Origin of the sequence: Pseudoalteromonas aquimarina, from assembly GCF_049257255.1 — a bacterium.
Lineage (GTDB): Bacteria > Pseudomonadota > Gammaproteobacteria > Enterobacterales > Alteromonadaceae > Pseudoalteromonas.
On record NZ_JBMMUG010000001.1, the window covers coordinates 965,691 to 981,141 of the forward strand.

The window sequence follows — 15,451 nt, forward strand, 5'->3', positions numbered from 1 at the left end:
TAAATTTGGTGTGGCATTAAATGCCACACCAAGCCAAGGAACCCATTTTGAGTACCCAGTTAAAAACTTTAGAAACTTATCTCGAACCTTCTGACAACAAACGTCTTGCTTCACTGTGTGGCCCATTCGACGAAAATATAAAACAAATCGAACGTCGTCTTGGTGTTGAAATCGCACATCGTGAAAACCACTTTAAAATCACCGGTAACGCACACAATGTAATTGCTGCAACCGAGATTATTAAAAATCTCTATATTGAAACACAGCCAGTGAAAGGTATTTGTAAAGATATCGAACCTGATTTAGTGCATTTAACCATTCAAGAAACCACAGTACTTGAGCAAGACGATGATTTATATCGAGATGAGCTTGTAATCAAAACCCGCCGTGGTGTAGTTAAACCTCGTAATCCAAATCAAGCAACCTATATCAAAAACGTGTTATTACACGATATTACCTTTGGTATTGGCCCTGCGGGTACTGGTAAAACGTATCTTGCTGTTGCTGCCGCTGTCGATGCGCTAGAACGCCAAGAAATTCGCCGTATTTTGCTTACTCGACCTGCGGTTGAAGCAGGTGAAAAATTAGGTTTTTTACCGGGTGATTTAAGCCAAAAAGTCGACCCATACCTACGCCCACTTTATGATGCACTTTTTGAAATGTTAGGTTTCGAACGTGTTGAGCGTTTAATCGAGAAAAACGTGATTGAAGTAGCTCCGCTTGCATATATGCGTGGTCGTACTTTAAATGATGCCTTTATCATTTTGGATGAAAGCCAAAACACCACGGTAGAACAAATGAAAATGTTCTTAACTCGTATTGGCTTTAATTCAAAAGCAGTGATTACCGGCGATATCACTCAAGTGGATTTACCACGCGGTGCTCGCTCAGGGCTTCGTCATGCAATCGAAGTATTAAGCGATGTAGAAGCGATTAGCTTTAACTTCTTTAAGTCAAATGATGTTGTACGTCATCCTGTTGTTGCAGCGGTTGTTGAAGCATACGAAAAACATGATGAAATTGAACGCTTGAAGAAAATCGAAAAGAAAAAGCAGCAAGAGCTTGAAAAAGCGAATGCAGAAAATGAGTCAAAAGCCTAATGATTGAATTAGATTTACAAATTGCCCATGAATTTGACAACTTGCCAACATTTGAGCAGTTTGAGCTATGGGCAAATAAGGCGCTTACAAATTTAAAACCAGACGCAGAGCTGACTATCCGCATCAGTGATGCCAGCGAAAGCCAGCAATTAAATCATGAATATCGTGGCAAAAATAAGCCAACTAATGTGCTCAGCTTTCCATTTGAGGCACCACCAGGCATAGAGTTACCGTTAATTGGTGATTTGATCATTTGCCCAGAGGTCGTGCTGCAAGAATCTGTTGAACAAGAAAAATCGTTTCATGACCATTTTGCCCATATGGTAATTCATGGCTGCTTGCATTTAATGGGCTATGACCATATAGATAGTGAAGAAGCATTGGAAATGGAATCGCTTGAAAAGCAGTTGCTTGCTGAATTAGCGATAGCCGATCCATATCGCGATTAATTTTATTTTTGAAATTTTTACTAAATTTGATATAACAAGCGTGGATTTACAGAATAGTTAAATCCTTACTTTTTTTAAAATGGAGCTAATAAAGCGCTTATGAGCGACGAAAATTCGCAATCTAGTCAGGGTTCTTCTGGTAAAACTTGGTTAGATAAAATTACCCAAATGTTACAAGGGGAACCCCAGAATAAAGAGCAGCTTGTCGAAGTCATTATCGATGCTGAAGAAAGAGACTTGATCGACCCAGAAACCAAAGAAATGATGAAAGGTGTTTTGGGTGTATCGGAACTAAAAGTTCGCGATATCATGATCCCGCGCTCGCAAATGATTACACTGGATGTAGAACAAACAATCGCTGAACTACTGCCTATTATGGTTGAGTCATCTCACTCCCGTTTTCCGGTTGTGTGCGAAGACAAAGATCATGTAGAAGGCGTGCTACTGGCGAAAGATCTGTTACCGCTTATTTTAAAAAACCAAGATGAGCACCCGCCATTACGCGACTATTTACGCCCTGCCGTTATCGTGCCTGAGAGTAAACGTGTTGACACTCTACTTAATGAGTTTCGCCAACAACGCTACCATATGGCAATTGTAATTGATGAATATGGCGGTGTTTCTGGTTTAGTTACCATTGAAGATATTCTTGAGATCATTGTCGGTGAAATCGAAGATGAGCATGATGATGAAGAAGAAACGCAGGATATCCGTCAAGTAGCTAAGCACGTTTACTTAGTGCAAGCACTGACGCCACTTGAAGATTTTAACCAGCACTTCGGTAGTTATTTTGATACAGATGAAGCAGGAACCATTGGCGGCATTATTTTGCACGCGTTTGGTCACATGCCATCACGCGGTGAAACAATTGAAATCGATGGATTGCAATTTAAAATCACCAACGCTGATAGCCGTCGCATTCTGCAAGTACAAGTAACGTTACCTAAGAGCGATGATAATAACGAAGACGTTCAGACAGATAATTAAACGTGACTCTATCAAACGTAAAATCAAAAATGCTGGCATTATTTGCCGGCATTTTTATGGTGTTAGGTTATGCACCATTCAATCTCTGGCCGATTGCGCCTCTCGCTTTAGCAACCCTTTTTTATCTCAATCACAATGCATCAAATAAAACAGCGGCAACGAATGGCTTTTTATTCGGTTTAGGCTGGTTTGGTGCAGGCATCAGCTGGGTACATGTATCGATAGCCCAATTTGGCGGCCTGCCCTTAATTGCCTCTTTGTTACTAATGCTGTTGTTAGTCTCCTATTTAGCAATTTATCCAGCATTAGCTTGCTGGTTGACGCATAAATTTTGCGCTAAAAATTCGTTATCCATTTCATATATTGCTTGTTTTATACCGCTCTTTATTTTGATGGAATACCTACGTGGCACACTTTTAACAGGTTTCCCTTGGTTAAGCTTTGGCTACACACTTACCGATAGCCCTTTTGCAGCATTAGCCCCCTGGATTGGTGAAATGGGATTAACTGTAGTGGTATTACTTATTGCATATGCCGTATTTGCTGCAAGTAAAAAGCACTTTAAACCGATTATCGTCTGGTGTGTCATTATCTCTACTGCACTTGTCTGCGCACACTTTGCAAGCCGTGTAAGTTATAGCGATAAAACAATCGATGTTGTGCTAGTACAAGGTAATATCAAGCAAGAGTTGAGATTTGCCCCAGAAAACTTCTGGCCTACCATGGCAAAATACCAAGATATGACACGCCCAAATTGGCAAGCTGACTTAATCGTTTGGCCTGAGGCGGCTATTCCTGAAATTGAAGTATTAGTCGATGATTACTTAGCAAATCTCGATAAAGCAGCTGCATTTAATAATACCGCGCTAATTACCGGTGTTTTAGACTATCAACTGGGCACAAAAACGGTTTATAACAACCTTGTTGCTGTGGGCAAAAAAAATGCTGATGATACAACAGGCCACTATCACTACTTACATACTAATCGCTATAGCAAACATCAACTTTTACCAATTGGCGAGTTTGTGCCATTTGAGCAGTTGCTCCGCCCTATTGCGCCACTATTTAACTTAGATCATTCCTCTTTTACCCGAGGTGAGGCAAAGCAAGCTAATTTAGTCGCTAACGGCTTTAATGTACTGCCAGCAATTTGTTATGAAATAGCATTTACCGATTTAGTTCGTGGTAATTACACTGAGAATTCGGATCTTTTGTTTACTGTTAGTAATGATGCTTGGTTTGGTAATTCACATGGCCCGCACCAACATATGCAAATTGCGCGTATGCGAGCGCTGGAGCTTGGCTTACCGCTGATTCGTGTAACTAATAACGGAATAAGCGGTGTCTACGACCCAGTAGCAAAACAGGGGCAATACTTGCCACAGTTTGAAGCCGCTGTAGAGCGCTTAAAACTGCCATTACTTACTGGCAACACCTTCTTCAGCCAATTTGGCAATCATATTTTATATGCCTTTTTGCTGCTAAGTTTATTACTCAGCCAAGTTCTACGATACCGCGCTCGTAATATCTCTCAATAACCAGTTTCAGCTTTTTTAACATTGAGTTAGACGTAATTGTTTTATCCAATAATTACGTCTAAATTTAATTTGTGCCTTGTTAAAGCAGCCTCTAAGGAACTGTATTGTTTCAACTCAGTGAAACTCATCGCTTGAGCAAAACCATTGTAGTCACTATTTTTCTCAGTGCGGTAATTCATTTGTCTACGTTTATTCTCGCAAAAACGTTCATGTCTGACTGGCGTTGGGTGAATATTCCCGTGCATACTGCTGTCGAAGTATTAGGCGGTGTCATAGCGCTCTTGGTGTGCTTCTTATTGGTCAATTTAGAGCAAAGTAAACGCGGTACCAGTTTCAATATTATTATCGCTGCAGCCATTGGTGTAATGGGGATTTTAGATATTGCCCATGCCTTACTTTCACCGGGAAATACCTTTGTTTGGCTGCACAGCACCGCCACTTTTTTTGGTGGCATGATTTTTTCATTAATGCTTTTACCAACAAAATATGCATCTGCGTTTAACGCAAAGTTTGTTTGGCGAATGTTATTGTTTGCGGTTTTACTCTCGTTGTTTGCAATCTTACAGCCACACCTTATGCCAGATATGGTGGCGAACAAGCAATTTACACCTTTAGCTGTTTTGCTTAATATTTTTGGTGGTGCGGCTTTGTTGCTGTGTGCAATAAAGCTGTTTTTTCAGTATCGAAAATTTAGAAAAGTTGACGATTTACTGTTTATTCTCCACTGCTCAATGTTCGGCTTTGCCGCCATCATGTTTCATCAGTCTTTCCTTTGGGACATTTCATGGTGGGGTTGGCACCTATTACGCCTTCTCGCTTATGGTGTTGCACTTTGGTTTGCGCTGATGAACGAACGCTTTTTATTTTCACAGCTACAAAGTTCTAACGAATCGTTAGTAGAAAAAGAAAAAGAGACTAAAGCCTCATTAGATATTGCTCAAAAGCGTATTGCGATTTCAGAAAAGCAACAAGCCGCGGTGCTTGCAGGCCTCTCTGATGCCATCATTGTTATCAATAACAAAGGTATTATTAAACTTTTTTCTAAAAGTGCTCAAAGTATGTTTGGCTGGCATAAGCGCGAAGTATTAGGAAAGAATATTACTTTATTGATGAATGAAAAGTTCGCAGCTCAGCATGATGATTATGTGGCTAATCATCAAATTAAAAGCTCCCCTTCTGTGATAGGCAAAAATCGTGACCTTGTTGCTAAACGTAAAAATGGCGAAGAATTTCCAATTGAGCTCACGATTAGCCATATTCTACTCGACGAAGAACACCATTTTGTGGGTGTGATAAGAGATATCACGGACAGAAAAGCACAAGAAGCCATAATCAAACAAGCAAAAGAAACCGCTGAAAGCGCGAATATCGCAAAGAGTGCCTTTTTAGCCAATACTAGTCATGAAATTCGCACTCCCATGAATGGAGTTTACGGCAACCTGCAATTACTCAATGAGTTACCACTCAATAAAACGGCTAAAAGCTATGTTAATAATGCACTTACGTCCACAAAAGCATTAATGACAGTTGTTAACGATATTCTCGATTTCTCTAAAATTGAAGCGGGTAAATTAACCATTGAAAAAACAGAGTTTTTACTGACAGATATACTCGATAATATTCACTCTAACTTAAGCCAAATCGCCCACGAAAAACACATTGCATTTCATATTCTGAATCAAGTTGAACACGATAATTGGATAGGCGATCCGGTGCGAATAAAGCAGGTACTGCTTAACATCGCTGCCAATGCGATTAAATTTACGCAGCAAGGCAGTGTAACCTTGTCTGTGTTATACGATGGCAAAACGAAAACTATGTCATTTATTATTAATGACACGGGCATTGGTATGACAGAGCAAAGCATCGATAAACTTTTTAAGCGCTTTGAACAAGCTGACGATTCAATTACACGTCAATATGGTGGAACTGGGCTTGGTATGTCTATCACACACTCTCTGGTTGAACTAATGGATGGTAGTATTGAAGTGACAAGTGAGCTTAACCAAGGCTCCTGTTTTATCGTAAAGCTTCCCATTAATCAAAGTTATATTGAGCAAACCGAAACGCTAAAACCATCTGCTGCGCTTGATTTAGCGAATAAACATATTTTGCTAGTAGAAGATAACCCTATCAATCAATTACTGGTAAAAGCCATGCTAGCGCCAAGCAATGCTAAAATCACACTTGCAGAAAATGGTGAAATTGCACTCCGCGCTTTTGACGAAACTATTGATTTAGTATTAATGGACATGCAAATGCCGGTAATGGATGGCATTACAGCAACCACAAGAATAAGAGAGTTTAACCAAACTACGCCGATAATTGCTTTAACAGCTAATATTATAGAATCTGATTTACGTAGCTATTACGAGGTTGGGTGTAATGATTGGGTCGGCAAGCCAATCGAAAAAGCGTTGTTACTTGAAAAGTTAAAAACCTATTTAAGCTAACAAAAAAGCTAGCCATTAAGGCTAGCTTTTTAACTAAATAACCTGAACTCTAGTTAAGAAGTTAAGTAAAAATCATAATACATAGGTTATGATGTTTGATATCTTCTAGCTTGCTATTCTTCAACACCGCCATTAATTACTTCAGCAAAATGACTAAGGCGACGTAAGGCTAAGTCATGGATTGTATCTTTACCATACGTACCTTTTGCCGATAATTCACCGGCAGGCTTGTTCAATAAGATTTCAAACGCTTGGTCTACTTTATCAACAGCGTAAATCGTAAACAGCCCTTTGGCTACCGCATCAACTACCTGCGCATTTAAAACTAGATTATGTACATTAGATTTCGGAATGATCACCCCTTGCGCACCATTCAATCCACGCATTTGGCATAACTTGAAAAATCCTTCGATTTTTTCGTTCACACCACCAATCGCTTGTACTTCACCATGTTGGTTAATTGACCCCGTTAAAGCGATTCCTTGATTAATTGGCAAACGTGTAATTGCCGAAACCAGAGCGCAAAGTTCTGCAAGTGATGCACTATCACCATCAATCGTGCCATAGCTTTGCTCGATGGCAATGTTAGCACTTAGGGTAAGTGCGAAATCTTGCGCGTATTTGTTACCTAAATAACCGGTAAGCAACATCACCCCTTTACTGTGAATAGACTTACCTAAATCCGCTTCACGTTCGATATCTAAAATACCATCACTGCCCGCATACACAGTTGCCGTAATACGTGCAGGTGTACCAAAGCTCGTATCGCCAATATGAAGCACTGTTAAGCCATTAACACAACCTACTTGGCTACCTTCAGTTTGAATAAGCACATGACCTTCTTTAATTTCGGTCATAAAGGATTCACTAATTTGCCCAGTACGGTATTGCTTACCTATTAATGCTTCATCAATATGGCTGTCATCGATCGTGGTATCACCATCCTGTCTTGCAAAAAACGCAGCCTCATTAGTGAGCTCAATCACATCGGCAAAGCGCGCTGAAAGCTTGCGCTGGTGCTCAGCTTGGCGGTGGCTAAATCGTAATAACGCAGCAAAAGCTTCTGGCGAAAGTGTCATATTTAGCGTATCTGATGCGTACTTTTGCACCCGGCTAATAAGTTGGAACTGATATTTATCCGTGGCAGGAATGTGATAATCAAAATCTGCGAGCACTCTAAAAAGCTCATTAAATTCATCATCATACTCTTGCATTACGTAATACAAATCACGCGAACCTAAAAGAATGATTTTGACATTCAACGGAATTAGCTGCGGTTTTAGTGTAAAACTGCCACCAACACTTGAATCTTGTGCCGCAAGATCTGTTTTTATCTGCTTACTTTTAAGACTAAGTTTAAGTGCATCCCACACTTGGCTGTTGGACATTAACTTTTCTGCGTCCATTACCAAGTAACCACCGTTGGCACGATGCAGTGCACCTGATTGAATCGAACGGAAACTGGTTACAATAGAACCCGATTGCGAGGTGTATTCAACCTTGCCAAATATATTGCCAAATGTCGGGTTAGGCTCGTAAACAACTGGCGCACCTTCCTCTTTATGGCTCACGATGATGTTTGGCGCAATATACTCAGTGAGCATTGCGCGCTTATCGAGATCTTCTTTATTGCTGTCGTCGCTGTCTTCACCTAACCATTCAAGTACTGCGTCAATTAACTCTGCTTTAAGCTCTTTTAAATACTTAACTATACCAAGGTGGCTGGTGTACTTATGCTCTAAGTCTTTTAACAGCGGTTTAATTGCTGTTTCGACCGTTTTTTGTTTAAGCTCACGCAATTTTTCTGAAGACTCACGCTTCCAACGTGGAAGCTCGATCAAGGCTTCATTTAATGCATTTTCTAAGCGTGAAATAACATCGTAGAAATATTGTTTTTGTTCATCATCAAGGCTTGCAAATTCCGCATCATCAAGTTGTTTGCCATCAATCACAGGGGCAAAACTGATAACCCCTGACTCTTCAAATAACGCCACGTTATGCTGATTTGCAATTTTTTCGACGATTTCCAGAGCTTCATCGTATTTTTCATTAAAACTGCTATCGATTGCTTTTTTCTGACGTTGATAATTTGGGTTATCAAACGCAGCTGGAAAGGTATCTAAAATCTCATCAATAAGTGAATCAATATCATCACAAAACAGTTTACCCTCGCCTGCTGCCATAAATATGGCACTCGGTTGACGGTGTTCATCAAAATTATTTAAATAAAGCCAATCTGGTGGCGTTTGCTTGGTACGGCTTTGGGCAGCTAATTTTTCTTGCACCATAGTAAATCGGCCTAGTGCAGGCTCCCCCATCACATAAATATTGTATCCGGGTAAGTCCATGCCTAAAGCAAAATCAATGGCACTTTGAGCGCGTTTTTGGCCAATGATGGTATATTCATCTGGATATGCCTGTGCCATACAGGTTTCTATTGCGTGCAACTCTATTTGAGGTGCTAAAACATCTGCACCTAATTTATTCTGTTCGCCAATGTTCATTTTACTACCGTCCTTATTAGCGCTTGCTCGCTATCGCATTTTTTGTATGAGTCTACTCAAGTCCTTATAAAATAACACCTGAAAGTTTAAATATTTATGGCGCACTAGCGATACGATGAAATTCAATGGCATCGCACTCAATACACGCATCAAGCTGACTTGGGTGAGTGAAATGTTTAATCTCGCCACATTGACGACATTGGAACTCACCGAATGAAACCCATTCACCTTGTTTGTAAATACCATTATGTTCAAAATCATCTAAAATGAGTGACCACTCCAGTTGAGTTTTATCAACTAAATGGGAAAGCGCTAACCACCATTCTTCATTAAATTCTGCGCTCGCAAGATCATTTGTGTTTTGTTCTTCATGCCGTTTTTTGAAATCTTCAAGATCGCGTTTAAGGTAGTAGCTGTAATCTTGAATTTGTTCTTTTGAATATTTCCCTAATGCACTCAACTCTTTTTGAAAATCAAAAAACGCCTTTTGAATGCCTTTTAATTCATGTTCGCTCAAATCAGTGAGCCATGATTGAAAACGCTTAATGTAGTTGTTGTAACTGTCTTTCATTTTGCACCTCCATTTCCTTTTTAGTTAAGTATAGTCATGTTACAAAAAATATCTTGTTTCAAGCAGTTAACTGAACATTAATGCAGCGATTTAAACCTAACTTTACAACTTTTAAAGTGCAGATAAATGTACATAAAAAACTTAACCATAATCGGCAGCTAAGGGTGTATTAGCGCCGCAATTTACGCTATGCTAAGCGCCAATTTTTATTTATTTTGCAAGTAGTTTGGAAATTAGAATGCAAGAGCAATACAGCCCGCAGGATATCGAACAGAAAGTTCAAAAATATTGGGATGAAAATCAAACATTTAAAGTAACTGAACAAGAAGGTAAAGAGAAGTTCTATTGCCTATCAATGTTCCCTTACCCAAGTGGTCGCCTGCACATGGGTCACGTTCGTAACTACACTATTGGTGATGTAGTATCGCGCTTCCAACGCTTGCAAGGTAAAAATGTAATGCAACCTATGGGTTGGGATGCATTTGGTCTGCCTGCAGAAAATGCTGCAATTAAAAACAACACTGCACCTGCAAAATGGACTTACGAAAATATTGACTACATGCGTAACCAGTTAAAGCAACTTGGTTTTGGCTACGACTGGGATCGTGAAATCGCGACTTGTCACCCAGAATATTACAAATGGGAACAGTGGTTCTTCACCAAGCTTTATGAAAAAGGCTTAGTATACAAAAAAATGTCAACGGTTAACTGGGATCCAGTTGACCAAACAGTACTTGCAAATGAGCAGGTAATTGACGGCCGTGGTTGGCGCTCTGGTGCCATTGTTGAGCAAAAAGAAATTCCACAATGGTTTATTAAAATCACTGATTATGCACAAGAGCTACTTGACGATTTAGATAAACTTGAGCACTGGCCTGAGCAAGTTAAAACCATGCAGCGCAACTGGATTGGTCGCTCTGAAGGTTTAGAGATTGACTTTAAACGTGCAGATAATGGCGAAACATTTACGGTTTATACGACTCGTCCAGATACTTTTATGGGTGTAACTTACGTTGGTGTTGCAGCAGGTCACCCTATTGCACAAGAAGCCGCAAAAAATAACCCTGCCGTTGCTGCATTTGTTGAAGAATGTAAGAACACCAAAGTTGCTGAAGCTGATATGGCAACAATGGAGAAAAAAGGCATCGACACTGGCTTTAAAGCCATTCACCCATTAACTGGCGAAGAAGTGCCTGTATGGGCTGCTAACTTTGTACTAATGGACTACGGCTCAGGTGCGGTAATGGCAGTACCAGGTCACGACCAACGTGACTTTGAATTTGCTACTGCCTACGGCCTTGAAATCAAGCAAGTTATTGCACCTGTTGAAGGTTCTGAACTAGAAGCAAATATCGCTAATGAAGCATTCACTGAAAAAGGTGTGCTAATCAATTCTGGCGAATTTGATGGTCTTGAATTTGAAGCGGCATTTAATGCGATTGCTGACAAACTAGAGGGCATGGGCGCTGGTAAGCGTAAAGTTAACTTCCGTCTACGTGATTGGGGTGTGAGCCGCCAGCGTTACTGGGGTTCACCAATCCCAATGTTAAATAAAGAAGATGGTTCTGAGCTTGCTGCAACAGAAGACATGTTACCAGTACGTCTTCCTGAAGATGTAGTAATGAACGGTGTCACATCGCCAATCAAAGCCGATCCTGAGTGGGCGAAAGCAACGATTAACGGCGAGCAAGTGTTCCACGAAACTGATACGTTCGATACCTTTATGGAATCGTCTTGGTACTACGCACGTTACTGTAGCCCACGTTATGATGAAGGCATGCTAGAGCCAGGTGCAGCTAACTACTGGTTGCCTGTAAACCAATATATCGGTGGTATCGAGCACGCAATTCTGCATTTACTTTACGCACGTTTCTTCCACAAGCTTTTACGTGACTTTGGCCTAGTTAACTCAGATGAGCCTTTTGAGCGCTTACTGTGTCAGGGCATGGTATTAGCTGAAACTTATTTCCGTAAAGACGAAAAAGGCGGCGATATCTGGATTTCGCCAAGCGATGTTGAAAACGAAAAAGACGATAAAGGTCGTATCGTTAAAGCATGGCATAAAGACGATGGTCAGCCAGTTGAGTCAGCTGGTATGAGCAAAATGTCTAAGTCTAAAAATAACGGTATTGATCCGCAAACGGTTATTAACCAATACGGTGCGGATACAGTTCGTTTATTTATGATGTTTACAGCGCCACCAGAGCAAACACTAGAATGGTCTGATTCAGGTGTTGAAGGTGCGCATCGCTTTATTAAGCGTGTATGGAAATACGCGGCTGAAGTAATGGCAAATGAGCGTACAACGCTTGATGCAGCATCACTTTCAAGCGAGCAAAAAGTACTTCGTCGTGAACTGCACAAAGCCATTGCTAAAGTGTCTGATGATTTAGATCGTCGTCAAACATTTAATACTGCAATTGCAGCGGTAATGGAGCTATTAAACAAACTCGTTAAAGCACCATTAAACGACAGCAACGATATTGCGATTGGCTATGAAGCGCTTGAAGCAATGATCATCATGCTTTCACCAATTACACCACACGTATGTCATGAGCTTTGGTTAAGCTTAGGTAAAGACGGTGATGTAGTTGATGCACCATGGCCAGCAGTTGATCAATCAGCAATGGTTGAAGACGAAAAGTTAGTTGTTGTACAAGTTAACGGTAAAGTACGCGGTAAAATTACTGTGGCTGCTGATGCAGACCAAGAAGCAGTAGAAAAAGCTGCGTTTTCTGAGCCAAATGTGACTAAGTTCACTGATGGTTTAACTATCCGTAAAGTTATCTTTATTAAAGGTAAATTACTAAACGTGGTTGCGAACTAATGTTTGCACCACGCTTTTTACAAAACACAGCATTATTGCTGTGTTTTGTATTACTCGTTGGCTGTGGGTTTAAACTGCGTACCGCATCTGTGTTACCAAAAGATTTACAAAACCTGGTGGTGACTGCAAACAACCCTGATTCGCAACTGTTTGCCGAGCTGCAAAAAAGCTTAGCGTTAAGTAATATCAATACAACAGATGAATCACACGCAAGTGCTGAACTCAAACTGCTAAATGATTCATTAACGCGACGCACTTTAAGTTTGTTTCCAAATGGTCAGGTTGCTGAACACGAGCTTATTTATACCGTTCGCTATCAACTTATCCGCGACCAACAAAAACCAATTACCAACAGTTTCGAGCTCACCCGTAATTATCAGGATGACCCTGACAATGCACTTGCTAAATCGCGTGAAATGGAGCTTATTTTAAGCGAGTTACGAGCGCAGGCGAGCAACCTGATTATCCGTCAACTTGGGCAGTATTAATGCGCATTTACCCAAATCAAGTAGCAAGTAATTTAAAACAAGGCTTAGCACCTTTTTACTTACTGTTTGGTGAAGAAGCATTTTTACTCAATTTGGCAGCCACTCAGATTAAATCAGCAGCGAAATCGCAAGGTTTTGATGAAATAATCCGTTTTGCTGTATCGCCTCAATTTGACTGGCAAGAAGTGTTACAAGAATACGCCAGCTTATCACTCTTCTCCAATCGCAAAATAATTGAACTTGAGTTAGGTGACAGTAAACCAAATGCTGCTGCCAGTAAATTATTACAATCGCTCGCACAAAATCCGAATCCTGATTGCATTTTAATGCTTAAAGGTGAAAAAGTTGGCAGCGATATTCAGCGTGGTGCATGGTTTAAAGCTTTTGATAAAGAAGGCATTTTCATTCCTTGTTATGCATTACAAGGTAACCAGTTATTTGCTTGGTTAGAGCAACAATGCCAACAGCACCATTTACAACTTACAGCTGATGCTAAATCTTTGCTGGTCGAATACAATCAAGATAATTTGTTTGCAATTGCGCAAGAGCTCGAAAAACTCTCTTTGCTCGATTTAAAAGGCAGTATTAGTGCTGAGGTACTCGCGCCTACTTTAGTAAATCAGTCGCGTTTGGATGTTTTTGACTTAAGTGATGCATTACTTAAAGGTGATAGTGAGCAGATCAGTAAAATTGTACTCAAACTAAAACAAGAAAATGTTGAGCCAACCATTATTTTATGGGCACTTGTTAGAGAGTGCGAAAGCTTAGAGGCGATGGCTCACGCTGTATCTCTTGGTGATAGCATCAGTAATGTATTGCAACAGTTTAAAGTATGGAAAAACAAACAAGCACTTACTGAGCGTGCCCTAAGACGTATTGATCAATCACAGCTAAATGCAATTATGACGGCACTAGCTGAATTCGATTTAGCCTACAAACAACACTTGCATATCGACGCATACCAACATTTGCTGCATATTTCATTGATGTTTGTTGGCCCTCTGCCCTTTGCTGTACCTTTCAATAATAAAGTCGAGCAATACGCAAATCTATGATTGTTATTTTAGGTGGCACTTTTGACCCTATTCATTCGGGTCACCTCGCCTTAGCCAAACAAGCAAATCAGTTACTTAAGCCAGACAAAGTGCTTTTTATGCCGTGTAAGCAACCTGTACACAAAGCAACGTCTGGCATTACTAGTGCGCATCGCATTAATATGATTACTCTCGCGATCCAAAATGACGCTAATTTTGCTATTGATTTACGTGAAATAAACCGTGACACTCCAAGCTATGCGCTCGAAAGCTTGATTAGTTTTCGTCAGCAATACCCAACAAAACCAATTTTCTTTCTGATTGGTATGGATTCACTCAATACCCTACACACTTGGTTCAAATGGCAAGAATGCCTAGCCAATAGCAACTTTTTAGTATTTCAACGCCCTGGTGAAACCTTCAAGCCAGCCTCTCAAGTCGCACCCTATATCCAAGGAAATATAAACGTCTCTCTGGAGCAGCTTCCGCTTGCAGGTCATATTTATTTAGCTCAACATCAACAAGTCGCCATATCATCGTCAGAACTACGCTCAAATCTTATGCAATTGAAAAATGATTTCTTGCCAGAAGCGGTTTCTGACTACATAAAACAGCATCGTCTCTACCAATAAACCCGCTTGCCGTGTTAAAATTTAACAATTACACGAAATAAACCAGTTACTAGGAAATATTTTGGATCCACGCGAGTTATTAGACTTTGTTATCGACAAAGCAGACGATATTAAAGCTGTTGATATTACCACCCTTGATATGACAGAAAAATCTTCAATCACTGACTATATGGTGGTGTGCTCAGGTACCTCTAAACGCCATGTACAATCAATTGCTAACAATGTTGCATTAGAAGCAAAAGCACAAGGTATTGAAATCATCGGTACCGAAGGTCAACAAGAAGGTGAATGGGTACTGCTCGACCTTGGTGATGTTGTACTGCACGTGATGCAAGAAAGCGCCCGCGATTTTTATCAGTTAGAAAAACTTTGGAGCTAATATTGTGCGCATTCAGCTAATTGCTGTTGGCACAAAAATGCCAGCATGGGTTGAAACTGGTTTTCAAGAATATCAGCGTCGCTTTCCACGCGATATGAGCTTGGAGCTAATCGAAATCCCCGCTGGCAAACGTGGCAAAAATGCCGATATTAAGCGCATTTTGCAACTAGAGGGTGAAAAAACCCTCGCAGCCATTCCTAAAGGGAACAAAATAGTTACTTTAGAGGTCACAGGTAAAGCACTCGATACTCATCAACTCGCCAAAGAAATGAGCAAATGGCAACTGGATGGGCGCGATATTAGTTTACTTATTGGTGGTCCCGAAGGACTTGCTCCTGAATGCATTGCAGCTTCAGAGCAAAAGTGGTCGTTATCAAATTTAACACTGCCCCATCCGCTAGTTCGAATTATTGTCGCAGAAAGCTTGTATCGTGCATGGAGTTTGAATAATAATCATCCGTACCACAGAGAATAAGAATAAAATCAAAT

Annotated in this window: 13 protein-coding genes; 11 read left to right on the top strand and 2 right to left on the bottom strand. The window is 40.4% G+C overall.

Translation table 11 applies throughout. The features are described 5' to 3' along the window. Positions 1-47 precede the first annotated feature (47 nt). From AAEU29_RS04400 to AAEU29_RS04420, 5 genes are all read left to right on the top strand, one after another. Complete coding sequence (locus AAEU29_RS04400) at positions 48-1,100, top strand: PhoH family protein (protein WP_421972230.1); 1,053 nt, start codon at positions 48-50, stop codon at positions 1,098-1,100. Next, complete coding sequence (ybeY, locus tag AAEU29_RS04405) at positions 1,100-1,549, top strand: rRNA maturation RNase YbeY (protein ID WP_421972231.1); 450 nt, start codon at positions 1,100-1,102, stop codon at positions 1,547-1,549. Before AAEU29_RS04400 ends, ybeY begins: the two co-directional genes overlap by 1 nt. 99 nt (positions 1,550-1,648) lie before the next feature. Further along, a complete protein-coding gene (gene corC / locus AAEU29_RS04410) occupies positions 1,649-2,536 on the top strand; it encodes a CNNM family magnesium/cobalt transport protein CorC (RefSeq protein WP_372770639.1) in 888 nt (295 codons plus the stop codon). 29 nt (positions 2,537-2,565) lie between these two features. After that, positions 2,566-4,074 (top strand): apolipoprotein N-acyltransferase, encoded by a 1,509-nt coding sequence (gene lnt, locus AAEU29_RS04415; RefSeq protein ID WP_421972298.1) that lies wholly within the window; start codon positions 2,566-2,568, stop codon positions 4,072-4,074. A 104-nt stretch (positions 4,075-4,178) separates the two neighbouring features. Continuing rightward, a complete protein-coding gene (locus tag AAEU29_RS04420) occupies positions 4,179-6,527 on the top strand; it encodes an ATP-binding protein (protein ID WP_421972232.1) in 2,349 nt (782 codons plus the stop codon). 113 nt (positions 6,528-6,640) lie between these two features. Here the strand turns inward: AAEU29_RS04420 and AAEU29_RS04425 are convergent, their stop codons facing one another. After that, a complete protein-coding gene (locus AAEU29_RS04425) occupies positions 6,641-9,031 on the bottom strand; it encodes a Lon protease family protein (protein ID WP_421972233.1) in 2,391 nt (796 codons plus the stop codon). A gap of 94 nt (positions 9,032-9,125) precedes the next feature. After that, positions 9,126-9,602, bottom strand: a complete 477-nt coding sequence (locus tag AAEU29_RS04430; protein WP_421972234.1) for a zinc ribbon-containing protein — start codon at positions 9,600-9,602, stop codon at positions 9,126-9,128. Between the two features lie 238 nt (positions 9,603-9,840). Between AAEU29_RS04430 and leuS the strand changes: the two genes are divergently transcribed. From leuS to rlmH, 6 genes are all read left to right on the top strand, one after another. Further along, positions 9,841-12,429: a leucine--tRNA ligase gene (leuS, locus tag AAEU29_RS04435; protein ID WP_421972235.1), complete on the top strand. Its 2,589-nt coding sequence runs from the start codon at positions 9,841-9,843 to the stop codon at positions 12,427-12,429. Next, a complete protein-coding gene (locus AAEU29_RS04440; protein ID WP_421972236.1) occupies positions 12,429-12,917 on the top strand; it encodes an LPS-assembly lipoprotein LptE in 489 nt (162 codons plus the stop codon). The genes leuS and AAEU29_RS04440 overlap by 1 nt, the downstream gene beginning before the upstream one ends. Further along, positions 12,917-13,972: a DNA polymerase III subunit delta gene (gene holA, locus AAEU29_RS04445; RefSeq protein ID WP_421972237.1), complete on the top strand. Its 1,056-nt coding sequence runs from the start codon at positions 12,917-12,919 to the stop codon at positions 13,970-13,972. Before AAEU29_RS04440 ends, holA begins: the two co-directional genes overlap by 1 nt. Beyond that, entirely contained in the window at positions 13,969-14,583 is a 615-nt protein-coding gene (nadD, locus tag AAEU29_RS04450; RefSeq protein WP_421972238.1) for a nicotinate-nucleotide adenylyltransferase, read from the top strand. The genes holA and nadD overlap by 4 nt, the downstream gene beginning before the upstream one ends. Positions 14,584-14,644: 61 nt before the next feature. Continuing rightward, positions 14,645-14,962, top strand: coding sequence for a ribosome silencing factor (gene rsfS, locus AAEU29_RS04455; protein ID WP_038641035.1), 318 nt, complete (start codon positions 14,645-14,647; stop codon positions 14,960-14,962). 4 nt (positions 14,963-14,966) lie between these two features. Further along, positions 14,967-15,437, top strand: a complete 471-nt coding sequence (gene rlmH / locus AAEU29_RS04460; protein ID WP_372771258.1) for a 23S rRNA (pseudouridine(1915)-N(3))-methyltransferase RlmH — start codon at positions 14,967-14,969, stop codon at positions 15,435-15,437. Positions 15,438-15,451 lie beyond the last annotated feature (14 nt).

Coding starts and splice junctions, on each gene's coding strand:
- ybeY (WP_421972231.1), top strand. CDS start 1,100: ATGATTGAATTAGATTTACAAATTGCCCATGAATTTGACAACTTGCCA.
- corC (WP_372770639.1), top strand. CDS start 1,649: ATGAGCGACGAAAATTCGCAATCTAGTCAGGGTTCTTCTGGTAAAACT.
- lnt (WP_421972298.1), top strand. CDS start 2,566: ATGCTGGCATTATTTGCCGGCATTTTTATGGTGTTAGGTTATGCACCA.
- AAEU29_RS04425 (WP_421972233.1), bottom strand. CDS start 9,031: ATGAACATTGGCGAACAGAATAAATTAGGTGCAGATGTTTTAGCACCT.
- AAEU29_RS04430 (WP_421972234.1), bottom strand. CDS start 9,602: ATGAAAGACAGTTACAACAACTACATTAAGCGTTTTCAATCATGGCTC.
- leuS (WP_421972235.1), top strand. CDS start 9,841: ATGCAAGAGCAATACAGCCCGCAGGATATCGAACAGAAAGTTCAAAAA.
- AAEU29_RS04440 (WP_421972236.1), top strand. CDS start 12,429: ATGTTTGCACCACGCTTTTTACAAAACACAGCATTATTGCTGTGTTTT.
- holA (WP_421972237.1), top strand. CDS start 12,917: ATGCGCATTTACCCAAATCAAGTAGCAAGTAATTTAAAACAAGGCTTA.
- nadD (WP_421972238.1), top strand. CDS start 13,969: ATGATTGTTATTTTAGGTGGCACTTTTGACCCTATTCATTCGGGTCAC.